Origin of the sequence: Candidatus Leptofilum sp. (assembly GCF_965223285.1) — a bacterium.
GTDB lineage: Bacteria > Chloroflexota > Anaerolineae > Promineifilales > Promineifilaceae > Leptofilum.
Genome location: NZ_OZ244997.1, coordinates 5,150,144 through 5,168,947 on the forward strand (window position 1 = coordinate 5,150,144; position 18,804 = coordinate 5,168,947).

Here is an 18,804-nt window from a genome sequence, read left to right on the forward strand (position 1 = left end):
TCCTTATTTTTTTGCCTGATCAGGGCACGATGATTTCTGGCTGCCACTGAAAAGCATGGGGATTTGGGCCGAAAACGGCCGTTACCTCATGCAAACCGTCGTCATCGGCAGGGGCATAAAATAGCCTGGGCTGGTTGGGGCGGTCGCTTTGGATGAGTAGCGCACCGCTGCCGTTGGCAGCCCATAGCACGGTGGTTTGCCGGTAAACACCTTCGCTTGGCGGCAGACCGTTACTCCGCTCTGGTTGTTCTGCCAGCGAGGTGAGCTGGTAAGTTCCAATTTGCTCCTGGAGTGGTCCCAAATCGTCGGGGTTCAGAACGGCATCGAGGGCAAAGGCGAAACGGCCGTCTTCCAAATAGATGCCGCCCATCACCCCCATATCCTCATCACTTAATTGAGCCGATTCTTCCAATATGAGTTGGCCGTTGCTCAAATCGAAACGCCAAAGCTCTACCAGCGGAATAATTGCATCTTGGGTGTGTTCGGTATGCCACACCAGCACACGATCATCTGGCATCCAGCTCACCTGGGAGGGGAAGAGATCTGCATAAATAAATGTGTTTGGCACTTCCACCAGTGTGCCTGTAGGCAAATCCAGCACTGCGCGTGACCCACCTTCCCAACGGCCGTGCCACAGCATCAGGTAACGGCCGTTGCTGGCCCACGCATCTGGCCAATAAACCGATACCTTATTCACATCTGTTACATCACTGTTGAAAGGACTGTTCTCAAGGATAATTTCTGGTTCAGAAGTGGCGATGTTGTACAGCCAAAGCGCATCATCATCGCCAAAGGCCACCAGATTGCTTTCGATGTGCCATTTAGGGCCACGACACATTCTTTGGCAGCGATGAACCTGACGCAGATTAGCCGGGTTGCCGCCACCTGTCTCTATCACATACAGGTTGGAGGGAATGGGGTCACTATCGGTGGCATCAGGAATGCCGTCTAGACCAGAGGCAGTGAAGGCAAGCTGTCGCCCGTCTGGCGACAAATCAAGTCGGCTCAGATTATCAACCTGCGGTACCAATGTCCACACTTCCCGGCTGATCATATCCACAAATAGCAGCTCATAGGTGTATTCATTCTGGACATATTCCACATTGGGTGAGGTAGCGTGGCTCAACACGCGGGCTACGACGGCTCGTTTGCCATCGCCGTTCATTGCGTAAGCGGTGATGCTGCCGTTTACGGGCCTATCTGGGTTCTCCGGGGTAGGGTTACTGCTGTTTGTGCCAGCCACAATTGTTTCAATTTGACCTTTGGTGTGATTCCATTGCTTAAACGAGCCATCTGCCAAAAAGAGCAGGTCACGGTTGGTAGCAGGCAGCGGCTCTGCTTCAGATGGATCGATCGTCGGCAACGTTGCGGCCGTTGGCGTGGCGGTCGGGATGAGCGTGGGGGTGGGTTGTTCGGCCGTTTCTTCCAGTAGCGGCAAGGGTGAAGGCTGAGCTGTGCTATCGGCTACGTCGTCAGCGGCGTTGCTATCATCGGCATTGGGTGGTGGGGGAATGGGTGTCGGGTCGGTAAAAGTATCGGCCGTACAGGCAGCAAGCCAGCCGAAGGTAAGCAAAATAAAAATCGAGGGGATCAATCGTTTTAAGTCCATCAGGTCTCTCCAAAAGAAAAAGGTATTACCCATTTACAATAATTTACAGACGGCCGTTTTTCTTGACGTATACCCCATGCCCGCCCCACGTAACCCATTGTGGATCGCTTTGAGATCGCCGTCGTGGTATGCTACCGTCATGAAACGATTCTTCGCTTTTTTCTTGCTCATTTGGACTTTAAGTTGGTTTGTTCCCCCTGGCCAGAATGCTGCGGCCCAAACGGCCGTTCAGTACGAACGATACGATGTGAATATTACCATCTTGCCAGACGGCCGTTTTACCGTGCAAGAAATCCAGTACATCCGCTTTGGCGGCGAGTTCACCCAGGGCTTTGCTGAGATTCCCCTAGCCTTCACCACTGGCATTGAGGATGTTAAAGTGACGGGAGGCCCCTCGCTGGAAGCGCAAGAACTTTACCTGCCCGGTAGCGGCGCGGCGCAAACATTTACGCAATCGCGGGAGGGAGACAGCTTGTTTGTTGATTGGGAATTTGCCCCCACCAGCCCCGGCGATACGCTACTGTTTGTGTTGGAATACACCGTGCAGGGCGGCTTGTGGGTCTATCCAGAAGCCACGCGGCTGGAGTGGCGCGCCGTCCCCGCTGACCGCAGCGGCATTGCCGTGCCGCAAAGCCAGGTCACGGTGCAGCTTCCCGCCGCCGTGCCTGCCACAGCCCTCACCGCCGATGCTTTTGGCTCTGAATTTGACCTGAAAATTGTAGAAAACGCGGCCAGCACCAGCGTCATTTATCAATCGGCTGGGGAAATTGCCGACGGCACGCAGTTTCAGGTTTTGCTCGATTTTCCGCCAGATGCGGTAACGGCCGTTCCCCAAGCGTGGCAAATTGCCGAAGATAGTACCAACTTGGAATACTGCATCGATCAGATCGATTTGCAAATCACAATGCAGCCCGATGGTACGCTAAACGTGCTGGAAACGCAGCAGGTAAGCGTGCAGGCAGGCATTTTGTACCAAGGCTATCGCCACTTTAGCTTACTGTTTACCGATGGCATCCAGATTCTGGGTGTGCGCGAAGGGGATTTAACACTGACTGAGGTAGCAGCAGGCAATGATTGTTTGGATTGCTACACGGTTGAGACGCAAGCACCGTTTAGCTGGTGGGCCAGCTACGACCCCGTTGACGACGAAGTGGAGATTAATGAAGAAGCGGCGGGCGAAGTGTTGCTCAACTGGTATGTGCCACCGTTGGTAGCGGGTGAAAGCAGTCAGTTCACGATTGAGTATCTGGTTGAAGGTGCAATTCTGCCCGGCGAAGGTGAGCAATATTTGAACTGGACGGCCGTTTCCAATTACGATGTCCCCATCGAAAATGTGGCCGTCACTTGGGTGCTGCCCAACAGCCTGGGGCTAGAAGATGCCACTTTTGCGGGCGGCGACGTGTCGCGCGCGGCCGATGGTGCTATTTTGCTAACAAACTCAGAAACAGTTGCCCCTAACACGCCCTGGCAAATTGAGCTAACCTTGCCGCCCAACGCGGTAGATGCAGCCGTCCCCGCCTGGCAAGAAAAAATCGAGGCGGAGGTGACCGAAGGCATTGCTTACCGGGAACGGCAGGCCCGGCTTGATTTGGCGAGGCTGGTTGGTACGATTTTTGCTGGGGTTCTGGCTGTTTTAGGCGGTATAACCTACTGGTTTTTACAAGGCAGCCGCCGCCTGCGCGAGGCACGGGGCAATTATCGCACCGAGCCGCCGTCCGATTTACCGCCCGGCGTGGTTAACTATTTGGTTGAGGGCAAAATGACGGCGCGGGGCGTGCTGGCTTCTGTGCTGCACCTGGCCGATTTAGGCTTGCTTCGCTTGAAAATGGGGGAGCCGCTGGAACTGACGGCCGTTCGCCAGGAACCACTCCACGAAAACAGCAAAATCACCACCCCAGCCGGAGAAGAAGTCTCGGTCTCTCGCTTTTTAGCACAGTTATTTAACCATCTGCTGCCACTGTTGCCGGAGGGCAAAAGCGTGCCGCTGCCCACGCTGCTGCTCACCCTGCCCAGCAAGCTGCCAGAATTAACCAAAACGATGGGCGAAGAGATGGTGGGTTATTTTTACGGCCGTAACGGTTGGCGGGCAAAATATGGGCAATCCCTCACCTTTATTGCCATGATTGCCATTTTTGCGGTGTTGGGTTTGGGTTTTATGAGTGGCGTCTACGCCCGCTGGAATGTGCCCGTTCCAATTATCATGTTCGGCGGCATTTTACTGTGGATGTTTGTGAGCATTCGCTTGTCACGCAAGACGCGCCCGTTGACGGAACAGGCCAAAAAAGAGGCGCAAAAATGGCAGGGCTTCAAGCTGTACCTCAGCGAAATTCAGCAGTTTGGTAATTTAGCTGAGGCGCAAGAGATTCTAGATAATTATTTTGCGTATGCCGTGGCACTGGGTGTCGATGAGCGGCTGCTTGCTCAAATTGAAGCGTTGGGCGGCAAGATGCCGTCCTGGTTGGGTGATGGTTCCCAGCCGCGTCCTGTTCGGCGGCGCACCTGGCAACACCGCTGGCGACGACGCTGGCAGCGTGGTTCCTGGCGTCCACAGCCGCCGAGACCAGCAACGGCCGTTCCCACCTCATCTTCTTTGCCCAATATGGGTTCAGGCAACGGCCGTCCCCCGCTAGAATCACTTTCAGACTCATTGGCAGGTGGTTTAGAGCGCAGCAGTGATCGCTTGGCGACTGTGTTGAATACGGCCGTTAGGGGCAAAGACGGCGACACACCCAATATTGTGCTAAACGCGGCCGGGCAAAGCGTGAAGCTAGACTGGGACGGCGAGCAAACAGTTGACGGCATGATGAATGACATTATGCGAAAAGCGCAAACGATTAAACCGGTACGGCCGTCTTCCGGTGGTGGACGAGGCGGTTACCGAGGCGGCTCGCGCAGCAGCTTTGGCCGCAGCAGTTCTCGCTCCAGTCGGTCACGCAGCTCTAGTTCACGGCGCAGCGGCGGTGGCGGAAGCCGTGGCTTTCGCTAAAATGAGGCAATGAGCAACATAGAGTTTAACTTAACCCTGACCCAAACCTACACCGCTTCTGCCGAGCGCATTTTTCGCGCCTGGATTGAACCGGAGGCATTGCAAAAATGGTTCCGCCCTACCAACCAAATCCAGGTTGCCAATGCCGAAACAGACTTGCGAACCGGGGGTGATTACCGTATTGAGATGCAAACGGCCGTGGGCATCATCCATCGCGCCAGCGGCCTTTATCATGAAATCAACGAGCCAGTAAAACTGGCGTTCACCTGGCGCTGGGGGGACGAAACTGACGCCGAAGACACCTACGTCGAGGTGACCTTGCGCCAGCTTGCGCCCAATCAAACGGAGCTAACCCTGTTCCACGATGAATTTCTAACTGCGGACGAGCGCGACAGTCATGAAGAAAATTGGCGAGGCATCTTAGCACAACTCACCAATTATTTGGGCTAGCCAAAACGTACATCACCTGTAAAAAGAGTTTACACATTCCCTACATATTTGCTTGATACGCTACCTCTAATAACAGCCACAGAGCAAAACGAGAAACCTGAGAAAAGAACCGACACCTCTAAATTCTCTGTGTTCTGTGTGGCAAACGAATAGTTGGAGGTAGCAAAATGCGAGCAAGAATGAAGCGTTGGTTTAAGCGATTGCTAAAAATGGGTGGTCTGTTTGTGCTGATTGGCATTGGCGTCATTATTGGGTTGATTATTGGTGGAAGTTCGGCCGCTGCCAACCACACCATCGTCGTTCGAGGCGATCACCATTTTGATGAACATATGGATGTTATCGTAGAGGAACGGATTCACGAGCGGATCGAACAGCGCATCGAAGAAGAAATCGTTGTAAACATTCCGCCCATCCCGACGATTCCGCCTATTCCCACCATTCCACCCATCCCTGAAATGCCAGAAATTCCACCGATGCCCGACCTACCCACGACAATACACATTGAGCGTGGTGGTCCCGACTTCTTTGACGTGGTCAACGGCATTGGCACGGTTTTAGCCTCCTTTGGCCTGATTGGTCTGGGCATTGTGATGATTATTCGGGGACGGCGGCAACCAAAAGAGAAATCACCCGAATCGCTGAACAAATAAATAAGAGATTGGAGATTAGAGATTTGCCAATCTCCAGTCTCCAGTCTCTAATCTCCTTTTCTCCACCATATGCTAAAATCCTAAGATCAATGAGCGATAAAATTTTGATTGTAGAAGACGAAGTGCGAATTGTGCGAACCCTGCGGCTCTATTTGGAGCAGGCGGGGTTTGCGGTAACGGCCGTTCACACAGGTAGCGACGCCATTCCTGCTTTTCGGCAAGAACGGCCGTCTCTCATCCTTCTTGATCTCAATTTGCCAGAGCAAGACGGACTAGACGTCTGCCGCAGCCTGCGCCGCCTGGGGAACGTGCCCATCATCATGCTCACCGCCCGCACCGAGGAGATGGACCGGCTGATTGGCCTGGAGCTGGGAGCCGACGACTACATCAGCAAACCATTTTCGCCACGTGAAGTGGTGGCTCGCGTGCGTGCCGTGCTGCGCCGCACCCAGGGCAGCCTGGCCAGCGAAAATCTGCTGCAAGCTGGCGCACTTCAGCTTGATTTGGCCGCTTACCGCGTTTGGATTGATGGGCAACTGCTGGATTTAACCCAAACCGAGTTTGAGCTGATGGCCACGCTGCTGCGCCACAAGGGACAGGTGCTCAGCCGAGGGCAGCTGCTGGAAGCCGTACAGGGGGTGGCACACGAGGAGTTTGAACGCGCCATTGATCAGCACATCAAAAATGTACGCCGCAAGCTGAAAACGGCCGTTGGCGACCATCCCATCATCCACACCATTTACGGCGTGGGCTACCGGTTGGACGAGGTGGTGCTGCCCAATGCGTAGGTTGTTGCGAAAGATGCGGCCGTCCCATTGGGTTCAGCAGTTCAAGCAGCGTCGAGGGCGGCGCGTAACTCCTAAGCAAATTCGCGTGGGGGATGAGCTGATCATTCTCAAGGAAGAGACGATGCGCTTTGGTCGGTTACGACGGCCGTTTCGCTTCATTTGGCGTGGGTTGAGCTGGCTGTTTGGGCTGCTGCGCCGTGCCTGGAGCCGCTTTCGCTGGATGACGCGCAGCCTTTGGTTTCGGCTAATGGGTGCGTTTGCGGTTGTCATTTTCCTCATGCTGTTTATCGTAATGAGTGTGGTGGGCAACATCACCGCCCGTGCCTTTCGTCAATACATCACCCAGCGCAACCAGGCAATCACGGCCATTTTGCCTTCCTTAGTAGAAGACCCAGAAACGCTAGACGATGCAGAAATCATTATTACGGGAGACGAAATCATTATTCGGCGCGTTGTGCCTCGTCCCACGGTTCCACCACCGCCGCAATTTCCTAATTTCCCTGATATTGATTTTGAACCGCCAGAAATTGTGGCGGAATCCCCGGAAGTGGTCGTAAGCCCCCCTGTGGTTGTGGAAACGGATGGAGAAACGGCCGTTACCGAAGAAGTGATCGTGCTCGATTGGCTAGATGTGTTGGCTCCTTCCTCACCAGAGGTGCTGGGGCTATCTTTTCTCAGTGATGTGCAGGAGGCGGCGCAAACGGCCGTTATCGCTGCGGGTGTTGTTTCGCTGGTGCTGGGCACGCTGCTTTTCTGGCAGATTACTCGTCCCATGAGCCAGATGCGTCGCGCTTCGCAAGCGTTGGCGGCTGGCGAACCAGACGTGCGCGTGCCGGTGCGGTCGCAGGATGAACTTGGCAAGGTGGCCGAAGCATTCAACCAGATGGCCAGCAAAATCTCCGAACAGGAACAGCTACGGCGGCAAATGGTGGCCGACGTGGCTCACGAGCTGCGTACCCCGCTCACCGTCATGCAGGCCAACCTGGAAGCGATGCTCGACGGCCTGCTGGAACCAAATCCGACTGAACTGCAAGAGCTTAATGACGAAGTGCATCGCCTCTCCCGCCTCATTGATGATTTGCGCCTGCTCTCTTTTGCCGACTCTGGCCAGCTCTCCCTCACGCTGCAAGAAGTGGACGTGCGTGAGCTAGCGTCCACGGTTGTGGCTCGTCTGGCGCCACTCGCTGAAACGCGCGAAGTTCGGTTAGTAGACGACGCGCCAGGCAAGCTGCTTATCGTGTTGGCAGATGCGGATCGGATTCAGCAGGCGTTAACCAATTTAGTGGCCAATGGGATTCGGCATACGCCAAAGGGGGGAAGGGTGAGGGTAACGGCCGTTCAGGAACAAACCACCATCCACCTTTCCGTCATCGACAGCGGCCCCGGCATTCCCCCGGACGATTTGCCCAACGTCTTCGACCGCTTCTGGCGCGGCGATAAATCCCGCAGCCGCCACAGCGGTGGCTCTGGTCTGGGCCTGGCCATCGTCAAGCAAATTGCGGAACTGCATCAAGGGCGCGTCAGCGTACTCTCCCCCAGCGGCAGCGGCGCGGTCTTTACTATTTCGTTACCAGTTTTCAGTAATCAGTAGGTCAGTAGGCCAGTATTCAGTGATCAGTAAGCTGTTTTTACTGATTAGTGACACACTGAACACTGCTTACTGATTATCAAGTTCTCCCAAAACAGTCTGGTACAGCGTATCTGCTCGTAAATCTTCCAGTGTGTGGCAGGGGGCATCTAGCTTTTCCGCTAGCAGCTTGGCCAAGCCTTGGTCAAAGGCGGCGTGTTCCATGTTGATGACGACGGATCGCACCCCCAACTCCTTGATTAGCTCAGAAATGCGGTGTGCTTCTTGCTGAGGGGGCATGTCGCTTAGGCTCACATTGCCGGCACCGTCCGTTAGCAAAATCAGCATCGGCATCACGTCTGGATGGGTGTACGCTTCCTGGCGGAACACGTCATATGCCATCATCAGCCCGGCAGAGAGCGGTGTTTTTCCACCGACGGCGATGTCAGCCAACGCCTGTTTAGCCAATTGCACCGAATTGGTCGGTTGCAGCACCAGATTGGAATCATTTTTGTTGAACACAATCAGCCCCACGCGGTCCCGCCGCTGGTAGGCGTCTGTGAGCAAGGACATGATCGCGCCTTTGGTTGCTTCCATCCGCTCGGCGACGGCCATGCTCCAACTGGCATCCACGGCAAAAAGGATGAGGTTGGCAGCGCGGCGCACCCGAACCTTTTCACGCAGGTCGCTTTTTTCCAGCGCCAACGCCAGTTCAGAGGTGTCTCGTTCTTTTTGGTAGGGGGCGGCGGCGCGGAAGGTGGCGTCGAAGGCCAAATCAGTCACTTTGCCTTTGGGGACGCGGGACTGCACGTAACGGCCGCGTTTGCGTTCGGTTTTGGTTTGTGACCGGCGTCCGGCCGATTTGCGGGTGAGGCGGTCTAGCTGGGTGTCTAGCCGACGTGCCATGAACTCTTGCTTGGACTGGATTTTTTGGCCGCCTTCCCACCATTGGCCATCCTGGGCGGTTTGCGGCACGGTTTGGGGGCCAGCCTCTGCCTGCTGGCTGGTTTCAGCCCCGTCGCTGGCTTCATCCGAGTCTAAGGCTTTTTTTTTACGTTTTCCTGGTCAACGGTGTCGTCCATCGGGTCGTCAGTGGGGTCGCCCATGCCCATCTCGGACTGCACGTCTTCCAGTCGCTCCTCCAAGTCGGCGGCGGAGATAGCGGTGTCTTGGAACGGCCGTCCCTTAATCCGGTGGGGCAGTGCCAGTTCAGCAGCCAGCACAATGTCTTCATCCGTGATTTGGCTGCGACCTTGGAAGGCGGCGTGCGCCTGTGCCCCGCGCAGAATCACCAGATCAGCACGATGGCCGTCTACGTTCATGGCGCTGGTTAGTCCGGCGATAGAGTGTAGGTCGCGTCGGGAATATTTGACCTTGTTTACAATTTCACGCGCTTCACAAATTTGGTCAGCTAATTGCTTTTCGTGGTCTTCCCACTCATCGCGGAAAGCATCGGGATTCACTTCAAAGCTAAGGCGGCGTTCCATAATTGAGACGCGCTGGTGGGCATTGCTGAGGCCGGAGATTTGCACCGAAAAGGCAAAGCGGTCTAGTAATTGGGGACGAAGGTCACCTTCTTCCGGGTTCATGGTGCCCACGAGGATGAATTTGGCAGGGTGGGTGAAGCTGATGCCTTCCCGCTCAACTACATTCACGCCCATCGCCGCTGAGTCCAGCAGCAAATCCACAACGTGATCGTCAAGCAGGTTCACTTCATCCACGTAGAGCAAGCCGCGGTTGGCGGCCGCCAAGACGCCAGACTCAAAATGTTTTTCGCCTATTTGGATCGCTTTTTCGATGTCCAACGTGCCCACGACGCGGTCTTCGGTGGCGCTGACGGGCAAATCCACGAAGGGGGTGCGGCGGGCTGTGACTTCTAGCAGGCCATCGGCGTGGCGCACGCGGCATTCATCGCACCATTGGCTGGTGCGGTTGGGGTCGCAGCCAAAGCGGCAGTCGGCCACGGTTTCGATGTCCGGCAGGAGGGCGGCCAGGGCGCGGGAGGCGGTGGATTTGGCGGTACCGCGCTCGCCCCGGATGAGGACGCCACCAATGCGGGGGCTGACGGCGTTGAGGATCAACGCCCGTTTCATGCGTTCCTGTCCGACGATTGCTGTGAAGGGAAAGACTGCTCGACGTGCCATGTTTATCTCCAGTATTCAGTGATCGGTTGTCAGTAATCAGTTTACAGATTAGCGACCGAAAGATTATACTGCATGGGATTTTGATCGCAACGGCCGTTTCATTCACCATCAATGCTGTTTTTGTGACCTCTTGGGGCGATTGCGAAACTCGTACAATGTCCCAACTACCGCTGGCACAATCAAGAATTGGCAATACGAGGACGCAAGCGTTGTAAAAAACAATTGTCCAGAAAAAATAGTCATCATTACGGATAAATCACTATCAAATGGATTTAAGAATTGTCCATCTCGATCAATGTAAAGTAGCGAAGTTAAGGCCAAGCAAAATAAAAAGGTAATGACAAAACCAGCAAAAAGTGAGTGGAAAAAGAAACGATTTTTTGTAAAGAATGTTTGCCCCTTGAAACTTGATGCTATGAGAAAGATAAAGGAAATTAGGGAAATTGTGGGAAACAAGTAATAGAAGTAGAACATTTTTTATACCTCCCCTTGGCCAGGGAAATCTTAGCAACGGTTCATTTTACATGATAAATAAGCTAGCGATTTCTAGCAACAAATACAATTCAAACGACCATGATTTACTCACTTTTTGCTGGTACAATCCAGCCGCTTTTTGACACATTCGGGATGGAGAAACTCAGATGAAAAGCCGAAAAACGCGGATTGTTTTGGGCGTGGCTGGGATATTGCTCATTTTGTATGTCACGCTGGCGTGGCGAGCGCAGCCGGTGCCAGCGCATCCCTTTTTTACGCAACAAGACGGCGTGATGGTCATTGCCCACCAGGGTGGCGAATGGCTGCGACCCAGCAACACGTTGGCCGCCTTTGACCATGCCGTTGAGCTGGGCGTGGACGTGTTGGAGATGGACATTCACCAGACCAAAGATGGTGTCATTGTCCTCATGCACGACGACACGGTGGATCGCACCACCGATGGAAGAGGCACGATTAATGAGATGAGTTTTGCCGAAATCCGCGCGCTGGATGCGGGCCATTATTGGACCGATGATGACGGCGCAACCTATCCATATCGTGGGCAGGGCATTCAGGTGCCAACCCTCGAAGAAATATTCCAAAACTATCCAAACATGCGGATGAACATTGAAATTAAACAGGAGACGCCGAGTATGGTACGGCCGTTCTGCCAACTCATCCGCGACTACAACATGGAAGAAAAAATCCTCGTCGCTACCTTCCACCAGGCCACTGTCGAAGAGTTTCGCGAAGTGTGCCCCCATGTCATAACCTCGATGGTTGAGCCAGAAATTCAGCTCTTTTTTGGGCTAAACACCGTCTTTTTGGGTGCACTGTTTCAAGCACCCGGTACCGCCTTCCAGGTGCCACGCACCTCCTCGCTGCCCATCATTGGCGAAGTGGATGTTCTCACCGAACGCTTTATTCGTGTAGCCAATAGCCACAACATTCAGGTACACGCCTGGACCATCAACGATCCTGCCGAAATGGAGCGGCTCATTGGCTTGGGTGTGAATGGTATCATCACCGACCGACCTGATTTACTGCTGGAAGTGATAAAGTGATCAACTTAACAATTCACAATTCATTATTCCCATGCGCCTGCCAAGTAAGCCATTCGCCACCCAAGGCGGCCCGGTTGTGCTGGCACATCGCGGCTGGCGGGGCCTGTACCCGGAAAACACAATGCTGGCCTTCCGCAAGGCGGCGGGGCTGCCGATTGACGGGCTGGAAATTGATATTCACCAAACGGCCGATTCCGTGCTGGTCGTTTTTCATGATGCAACTTTGGAACGAACAACAAATGGAAACGGCCGTGTCCAAGACCATACCCTTGCCGAATTGCAAAAACTGGACGCAGGTTACCACTTCACGTCTGACGGCGGGAAAACCTTCCCTTTTCGCGGACAGGGCGTCACCATCCCCACGCTGGCCGAAGTTTTTGAGCGCTTCCCCAACCTGTGGATCAATATTGATATGAAGCAAGAGACGCCCAGCCTGGTGCAAGATTTTGCGGATTTGATTCGCCATCACAACGTGGCGCACCGTCTGTGCGTGGGATCATTTAGCAACAAAACCGTCGCCGATTTTCGCCGCGCCTGCCCGGAAGTGGGCCGCACCGTCTCCCATGCGGAGACGCTGCGTTGGTTTGTGTTGAGCAAGCTGCGGCTCGATTGGCTGTACTGGGGGCAGGGTCAGGTGCTGCAAATCCCCGAAGCGGATGAGGACAGCGGCTACCGGCTGGTGACGCCCCGTTCTGTGCGAGCGGCACACCGCAATAAAATGGCGGTTCACGTCTGGACAGTGAACGAAGCGGCCGATATGCAGCGACTGCTCGACATGGGCGTGGACGGGCTGATTTCTGATTATCCTGACCGAGCATTGCGTCTACTGGGGAGGCTGTAAATGGCCGAAAAGTGGATTGGTGTGGTGGGTGGCGTGGGGCCGTTTGCCGGGATTGATTTGTTGGGCAAGATTGCGGCGCAAACCGTTGCCAATCAAGATCAAGATCATCTGACTGTCCTCAACTGGTCTCAGCCTGCCAAAGTTGTGGATCGCACCGAATATTTGCTGGGAGAAGTAGAAGAAAATCCGGCAGTTGCGCTGGCGGCGCAGGTGCAGCAGTTGGCTAAGATGGGCGCAGGCGTCGTCGGCATTCCCTGCAACACCGCCCACGCGCCGCGCATCTTCAACCAAATTCGCGCTGAACTAGCAGCAGCCAATTGTGATGTTACCTTGCTGCACATGATTGAAGAGGTCGGCCGTTTTTTGCAAACACACCTGCCAGAAGTTACCCAGGTTGGCGTACTTTCCACCACAGGGACATACCGGGCTGGCGTTTACGTGGATGTGCTGGGGGAGTTGGGATTTACGGCCGTTCTCCCGCCACTCACCCTGCAAACCGAAAAAATCCACCCAGCCATCTACGATCCAGAGTACGGCATCAAAGCATGTGGCGTCGCTACCGCCGAGGCGAAAGCCAATCTGCAAGAAGGCATCGTCACGCTCAAAACCGCCGGAGCCGAAGCGATCATCCTGGGCTGCACCGAACTGCCCCTTGCCTTCACCAAGCCCACCGCCGCCGGACTCCCCCTCATCGACCCTACGCTCATCCTGGCCCGCGCCCTCATTCGTGAGGCTAATCCGACGAAGTCGAAAGAAGTAATTGAGTAATTGGGTAATTAGCCGTCCAATGGTTCAATTACCTAATTGCCCAATTGCCCAGGAGAACCTATGCCCAGAATACGCGAATTAGGAATTTACAACAGCCAGCTCCCGACAGGTTCCCACAACGGCATCACCGACGTGGCGGGCGTGGCGGTGGGGCATTTTACGCTGATTGAGGGGGAGGGTGCCTGGACGGGCAGCGGCCCTTTTCGCACGGGCGTGACGGTCATTTTGCCCCATCAGGGAAATTTGTATGAGGAGAAGGTGGGTACGGCCGTTCACACCATCAACGGCTTTGGCAAGGTGGCAGGTTTTGAGCAGGTGCGCGAGCTGGGCAATATCGAGACGCCCATTGCCCTCACCAGCACGCTCAATGTGCCGCGCGTAGCCGATGCGCTGATGACGATCGCCATCGAGCAAAATCCGCACATTGGTCTAGGCTTTACCGAGACGGGGCGGCAAGGCTACGCGAGCGTTAATCCGGTGGTGGGAGAAACTAGCGATGGCTTTTTGAGCGACATGCAGGCACGTCCGATTGGTTTGGTCGAGGTGCGGGCTGCGTTGGCCAATGCCTCAACCGGGTCAGTGGTCGAGGGCGTGGTGGGCGCTGGAACCGGGACGAGTTGCTACGGCTGGAAGGGGGGGATTGGCACAGCCAGCCGGGTGCTGCCAGAGCGGGGCCACAATTACACAATTGGGGCATTGGTGCAGAGCAATTTTGGTCGCCCAGAGGAGCTGACGATTGCGGGCGCGCCGATTGGTTTGCATTTGCAGCCGCCGCCCAGCCATCGCGCGGAGGATGGCTCGATCATGATCATTCTGGCGACGGATGCGCCGCTAGACGTGCGGCAGTTGGGGCGATTGTGCCAGCGGGCGGCGTTTGGCTTAGCACGGACGGGTAGCACTTGCCACGGAGGTAGCGGCGATTTTGTGATTGCGTTCAGTACAGCCAACCGGGTTCCTGACAGGTTGGAGAGGTTGGTGGTGGCGCGTACGGCCGTCTACGAACAACCCATCATGAGCTTATTCTCGTTGGCGGTGATTGAGGCGGTGGAGGAAGCGATTTACAACAGCCTGCTAATGGCGCACACGGTGGTGGGGCGAGATGGCAATACGCGGCATGGCTTGCCTGTGGATGAGGTGGTGAAGATAGTGCGTAGAGCGTAGTGCGTATTTTTCTACGCACTACGCTCTACGCATTACGCCCTTAACTGTCGTTAGCGTCAATCGCCCGCTGGGTGACCCGGTAGATTTCATCCAGCGACGCGCCTCGCGCTTTTTCCAGCCGCTCGACCCGCTTTTGGAACTGATTCAGCGCGTAATCGGTGAAAACTGATTCTTCCAGGCCAAAGGGCATGACTTCGTAGGCGGCAAACGCATCCCCCACCACGCCCAGTGCCGGGGGTAGCAGTTCGTTCATTGTCTCTTCCAGCACATCCCACAAGCCATCGTCGGCGGCAACGAGGCGTGAGAGCAGGAAGATGCCGTAGGCAATGTGGCGAGATTCATCTTGCTGCAGCAGCCGAATACCTTCGCGCACGCCGGGCAGGATGTTGTTTTGCTGCATCACCGTAAAATAAGCGTGGTAGCCCGTTTCGGCCAGCACCCCTTCCACAATCATATTGTAGGTGACAGAGGCGCGTACCTGGGCAGCGGGTGAGGCGTCTGCCTGCAAAGTGCGTAATGCCCGGGGCAACGCCTGGTAAAAAAGGGTGTGGTAATTTTCGGTGTGGTAATGGCTTAGATCGAGATTGGCCTGCACCACTTCAACCAGAAAGCGATTGAAAAAGTCGGTGTGTTTGGCTTCTTCAAATAAGAAAGTCGTGAGGAACATTTCCTCTTCTAGACGGCCTTCCTGGGCGATGGCCAGAATGAGGGGCAGCAAATCTAGCGTCACCGCTTCTTCGCCCGCCTGGAACATGGCTGTCAGGCGCAGCAGCAAATCCTGCTCATCGGGGGCAAGCTGCTGCCAATCGGTCTTGTCTTGTGCCAAATTGATGTCGCTGGGGTTCCAGATGCCCAACCGCTTGGCTTTTTCATAGAGGCGCATGGGGGGCGTGTGTCGCTGCAAGCCCTGGGTAGTGGTAAGAAATTGTTGGTGGGTCATGGGAGGCTCCTGTTAGAATTATGAATTGTTAAGTCAGGATGATTTGCTAATTCATTCTCACCTGCATACAATTCGCACGGTTCATTTGATAGAAGAAAATTGTTACACAGATGGGTAACTGAGTCCAGCAGGGCTGTTACCCATTATTCTTTATAGGGTGTAGCGAGGATGAACTGGAGGAATTGCGTGAATTTGAAACGAGACGTTCTAAGTTTAATTTGGCTGCTGCTGTTTGCCTTGGTTTTGGGTTTGGTTGGATGTCAAACAGAACCAGAGGTGGACGAAGCCGTAGAGGTTGATATGCAGGCGACGGTAGACACGGCCGTTTCCCTCACAGTGACTGCCCAAACTGAAAATGGAGTGGAAGAGGAAGCAGTAGCCCAGGCGACGTTGCTACCGACCTCAACTTCTGTGCCGACCCAAGTGCCAGAAACGCCAACTGTAGAAGCGACGGTGCCACCGCCACCCACCAGCACACCAAAGCCAACGAGTCTACCCATCCCCACCAATACGACTGTGCCTACCGATACGCCGGAGCCAACGGCCGTACCGCCCACTGCCGCCCCTGTGAACACCCAACCCCCGCCACCGCCCACCGTTCCGCCAGAGCCTGTTTTCAGTGGCAATTTACTGAACAATGGTTCCTTTGAAGGGGGCTGGTACAACATGAATGGTGCGCCAGAGTTTCAGCTACCCAACGGCTGGATTATGGAGTTTGATTCTGGTCCAACCGGCTTTGGTGGCGAGTCGTGGGACATTTGGTTCCCGCCAGAAACGCGGGTGCTGCCCTACTACCAACTGCCAGAAAATGAACGCGGCCTGTTCATTCGTGACGGGGAATATACCATTAAAGCGTTTAAGGGGAATGGCCCTATTAGCTTGCGGCTGCTGCAAGATATTGCCCTAGAGCCAGGGACTTACGTGTTCACCGTTTATGTGTTCCCGGATTTAGTCACCAGCTATGAAGGTGGTAAACAGTTTTCTGGCGATCCGTTTGCGGGTGAAGTACGTTTTATTTCGCCGAGCGGCGGCACGGGCTGGCTGACGTTTGGTGCAGGCTTCGGAACCTGGGGGGTGTTTGAGCATACCTTCACCATCGACGCCGCCCAGACCGTGCGCATTGGTGTTGGGCTGCGCGGCCGATATGCGCTCGCCAGCAATGGCTTCTTCATTGATGACTGGTCGTTACGACGAATTGAGAATTAGATTATGAAATTAGGGATTATTGGGTTGCCCAGCAGTGGCAAAACCACCATTTTTAATGCGCTCACCAAGGGGGATGCCCCGACGGGGCAAAGCATGGGCGGCCGTTTCGATGTGTTAACGGCCGTTGTTGCTGTATACGATGAGCGGGTGGATATCTTGACCGAGATGTTCAAGCCCAAGAAAACCACCTTTGCCAAAATTACCTACACCGACGTGGCGGGCATAAAAAAAGGGGCCAATGAGGGTGGCGGGATGAGCGGCGAACTGCTCAACCATTTGGCCGGGCTGGACGGCTTTGTGCATGTGGTGCGCGCCTTTGAATCTGACCTGGTGCCACACGCCGACGGCAGCGTAGATGCTGCCCGCGATTTGGAAATTGTAGACACGGAGTTCTTGCTAAACGATTTGGGCATTGTGGAGCGGCGTATCGAGAAGATTGAAGATGGCTTACGTAAGGGGGCGACTAAGAATAAGGTGGCGGCCCAGGCGGAGCTGACCCTGTTCCAGCAGTTAAATGAGACGTTGAGCGAGGAACGGCCGTTACGCACCCTCAACCTCTCCGGCGAACAAGAAAAAGCATTGCGTGGCTATGGTTTGCTGACGCTCAAACCTGTGGTTGTCATTATTAACATTGGGGATGACCAGGATGAGGTGATACTCGATTACGAGCTTCCGCTGACGGTGGTAGCCAATTTGCGCGGCAAGCTAGAGATGGAGCTTTCGCAACTCAGTGCTGCCGGGGATACCGAATCGCTGGAAATATTTATGGAAGAGTACGGCGTGACGGAACTGAGTCTGGATCGCGTGATACGCTTGAGCTATGATTTGATGGGGCTGCAATCCTTTTTTACCGTGGGTGAAGATGAGGTGCGCGCCTGGACGATTAAGCGGGAAGCAATTGCCGTGGATGCTGCCGCCACTATTCACACCGATTTGGCCAAGGGGTTCATTCGCGCGGAAACGGTGGCCTACGACGAGTTGATCGCGCTAGGCGGGCTGCCGCAGGCGCGTAACGCGGGCAGGCTGCGCCAGGAAGGTAAAACATACATCGTGCAGGATGGCGATGTGATTAACATTAAGTTCAACATTTAGTTCCAAGTTAGGTGACAGTCACCTATGGAGAACTGGTATGGATTTTGTGCGGAAGATGAAGTGGGTTGTTGGATTGATCACTATTTTGCTGGTGGCTGCTTGTGGTTCGGAGGAACTGCCAACGGCCGTTCCCACCCTAAGTGTCCCAACATCCCTTCCAGCCACCGAAGCTGCACCTGAGGAACCAACGGCCGTACCCACCAGCACCTCTGGCGCCGCCGAGCCTGAACAACTTCCGACGACGAGTACGGCAACGGCCGTTCCCCCCACCAACACGCCCGAACCAACGCCCATTCCCCCAACACCGACAGCAACGGTTACAATCAGCAGCGGCAGCGCGGGCAATTTTGCTGTCATTTACGTAGAGCCAAACGATGTACTCAACGTGCGTTCTGGCCCCGGCGTGGCGTTTGGCGTTGTGGGCAGCATTCCCCCAACCGCCACCGACGTCCAGATTACGGGCAGTGGACAGGTCGTTTCTGGCTCAACTTGGGTGCCAGTGCGGCATGGCGGGCTGGCAGGTTGGGTGAACAGTCGCTTTTTAACGGGCAATTTGTCTGATGCAACTTTTTGTGGGAATACGGCCGTTTTGCAACTGCTCAATCAGTTGGAAACGGCCGTGGCTAACCAGGATGATGCCCTGCTGGCTCAACTTATCCACCCGGAACGCGGCCTGCGCGTGCGCCTGCTCTGGTACGAAGCCGAAACGCGCCTGGACAACCTGAATTTGCTTGGCGACCCGACCAGCTACAATTGGGGCAACGCTGCCGGCAGTGGCGAACCGATTTTGGGAACCCCCACCCAGGTGCTGCTGCCACGCTTGCAAAATGATTTCCTGGGCGCAACTGAAATAGCATGCAACGATATTTTGCATGGTGGTACGCCAGGGTTTGTAGTTTTGCCAGAATCGTATGAACCACTTAACTACTACTCGTATTATCGCCCTGGCACTGAAGAGTATGCCGAACTGGATTGGGGCAGTTGGGTCATTGGCGTAGAATTGTGGCAGGGTAGCTATGTCGTCAGTACGCTCATTCATTATCAGTGGGAGCCCTAAAAAGCAA

Annotated in this window: 17 protein-coding genes; 13 read left to right on the top strand and 4 right to left on the bottom strand. The window is 54.9% G+C overall.

Annotated features, from left to right (window positions below):
* Positions 1 to 19: 19 nt before the first annotated feature.
* A complete protein-coding gene (locus ACOQPU_RS23210; protein ID WP_420642214.1) occupies positions 20 to 1,609 on the bottom strand; it encodes a TolB family protein in 1,590 nt (529 codons plus the stop codon).
* 139 nt (positions 1,610 to 1,748) lie between these two features.
* On the opposite strand from ACOQPU_RS23210, the gene ACOQPU_RS23215 reads away from it, so the two are divergent.
* The 5 genes from ACOQPU_RS23215 to ACOQPU_RS23235 all read left to right on the top strand — a co-directional run bounded on the left by ACOQPU_RS23215 (position 1,749) and on the right by ACOQPU_RS23235 (position 8,074).
* A complete protein-coding gene (locus ACOQPU_RS23215) occupies positions 1,749 to 4,595 on the top strand; it encodes a DUF2207 family protein (RefSeq protein WP_420642215.1) in 2,847 nt (948 codons plus the stop codon).
* Positions 4,596 to 4,604: 9 nt separating this feature from the next.
* Positions 4,605 to 5,045, top strand: coding sequence for an SRPBCC family protein (locus ACOQPU_RS23220; protein ID WP_420642216.1), 441 nt, complete (start codon positions 4,605 to 4,607; stop codon positions 5,043 to 5,045).
* A gap of 167 nt (positions 5,046 to 5,212) precedes the next feature.
* The gene (locus ACOQPU_RS23225; protein WP_420642217.1) at positions 5,213 to 5,695 is read left to right on the top strand and encodes a hypothetical protein; all 483 of its coding nucleotides are present in this window, start codon (positions 5,213 to 5,215) and stop codon (positions 5,693 to 5,695) included.
* A gap of 89 nt (positions 5,696 to 5,784) precedes the next feature.
* Positions 5,785 to 6,483: a response regulator gene (locus ACOQPU_RS23230; protein WP_420642218.1), complete on the top strand. Its 699-nt coding sequence runs from the start codon at positions 5,785 to 5,787 to the stop codon at positions 6,481 to 6,483.
* Positions 6,476 to 8,074: a sensor histidine kinase gene (locus ACOQPU_RS23235; RefSeq protein WP_420642219.1), complete on the top strand. Its 1,599-nt coding sequence runs from the start codon at positions 6,476 to 6,478 to the stop codon at positions 8,072 to 8,074. The genes ACOQPU_RS23230 and ACOQPU_RS23235 overlap by 8 nt, the downstream gene beginning before the upstream one ends.
* 66 nt (positions 8,075 to 8,140) lie before the next feature.
* On the opposite strand, the gene ACOQPU_RS23240 is transcribed toward ACOQPU_RS23235, so the two are convergent.
* Positions 8,141 to 8,956 carry a vWA domain-containing protein gene (locus tag ACOQPU_RS23240; protein ID WP_420642220.1) on the bottom strand — a complete coding sequence of 272 codons (816 nt, stop codon included), beginning with the start codon at positions 8,954 to 8,956 and terminating at the stop codon, positions 8,141 to 8,143.
* Between the two features lie 6 nt (positions 8,957 to 8,962).
* Between ACOQPU_RS23240 and ACOQPU_RS23245 the strand changes: the two genes are divergently transcribed.
* A complete protein-coding gene (locus ACOQPU_RS23245) occupies positions 8,963 to 9,091 on the top strand; it encodes a hypothetical protein (protein WP_420642221.1) in 129 nt (42 codons plus the stop codon).
* On the opposite strand, the gene ACOQPU_RS23250 is transcribed toward ACOQPU_RS23245, so the two are convergent.
* Positions 9,088 to 10,194, bottom strand: coding sequence for an ATP-binding protein (locus tag ACOQPU_RS23250; RefSeq protein ID WP_420642222.1), 1,107 nt, complete (start codon positions 10,192 to 10,194; stop codon positions 9,088 to 9,090). The genes ACOQPU_RS23245 and ACOQPU_RS23250 overlap by 4 nt on opposite strands.
* A gap of 641 nt (positions 10,195 to 10,835) precedes the next feature.
* Between ACOQPU_RS23250 and ACOQPU_RS23255 the strand changes: the two genes are divergently transcribed.
* From ACOQPU_RS23255 to ACOQPU_RS23270, 4 genes are read left to right on the top strand one after another with little or no spacing between them, the layout of a single operon-like run.
* Positions 10,836 to 11,732, top strand: coding sequence for a glycerophosphodiester phosphodiesterase (locus ACOQPU_RS23255; RefSeq protein ID WP_420642223.1), 897 nt, complete (start codon positions 10,836 to 10,838; stop codon positions 11,730 to 11,732).
* A gap of 31 nt (positions 11,733 to 11,763) precedes the next feature.
* Positions 11,764 to 12,573, top strand: a complete 810-nt coding sequence (locus tag ACOQPU_RS23260; protein WP_420642224.1) for a glycerophosphodiester phosphodiesterase — start codon at positions 11,764 to 11,766, stop codon at positions 12,571 to 12,573.
* Positions 12,574 to 13,341 (top strand): aspartate/glutamate racemase family protein, encoded by a 768-nt coding sequence (locus ACOQPU_RS23265; protein WP_420642225.1) that lies wholly within the window; start codon positions 12,574 to 12,576, stop codon positions 13,339 to 13,341.
* A gap of 60 nt (positions 13,342 to 13,401) precedes the next feature.
* A complete protein-coding gene (locus tag ACOQPU_RS23270) occupies positions 13,402 to 14,502 on the top strand; it encodes a P1 family peptidase (RefSeq protein ID WP_420642226.1) in 1,101 nt (366 codons plus the stop codon).
* Positions 14,503 to 14,542: 40 nt separating this feature from the next.
* Here ACOQPU_RS23270 and ACOQPU_RS23275 read toward each other — a convergent pair whose 3' ends face one another.
* Positions 14,543 to 15,442 (bottom strand): R2-like ligand-binding oxidase, encoded by a 900-nt coding sequence (locus tag ACOQPU_RS23275; RefSeq protein WP_420642227.1) that lies wholly within the window; start codon positions 15,440 to 15,442, stop codon positions 14,543 to 14,545.
* Between the two features lie 186 nt (positions 15,443 to 15,628).
* Between ACOQPU_RS23275 and ACOQPU_RS23280 the strand changes: the two genes are divergently transcribed.
* From ACOQPU_RS23280 to ACOQPU_RS23290, 3 genes are read left to right on the top strand one after another with little or no spacing between them, the layout of a single operon-like run.
* Positions 15,629 to 16,648, top strand: coding sequence for a hypothetical protein (locus ACOQPU_RS23280; RefSeq protein ID WP_420642228.1), 1,020 nt, complete (start codon positions 15,629 to 15,631; stop codon positions 16,646 to 16,648).
* Positions 16,649 to 16,651: 3 nt separating this feature from the next.
* Positions 16,652 to 17,740, top strand: coding sequence for a redox-regulated ATPase YchF (gene ychF, locus ACOQPU_RS23285; protein WP_420642229.1), 1,089 nt, complete (start codon positions 16,652 to 16,654; stop codon positions 17,738 to 17,740).
* Between the two features lie 37 nt (positions 17,741 to 17,777).
* Entirely contained in the window at positions 17,778 to 18,797 is a 1,020-nt protein-coding gene (locus ACOQPU_RS23290; RefSeq protein WP_420642230.1) for an SH3 domain-containing protein, read from the top strand.
* Positions 18,798 to 18,804 lie beyond the last annotated feature (7 nt).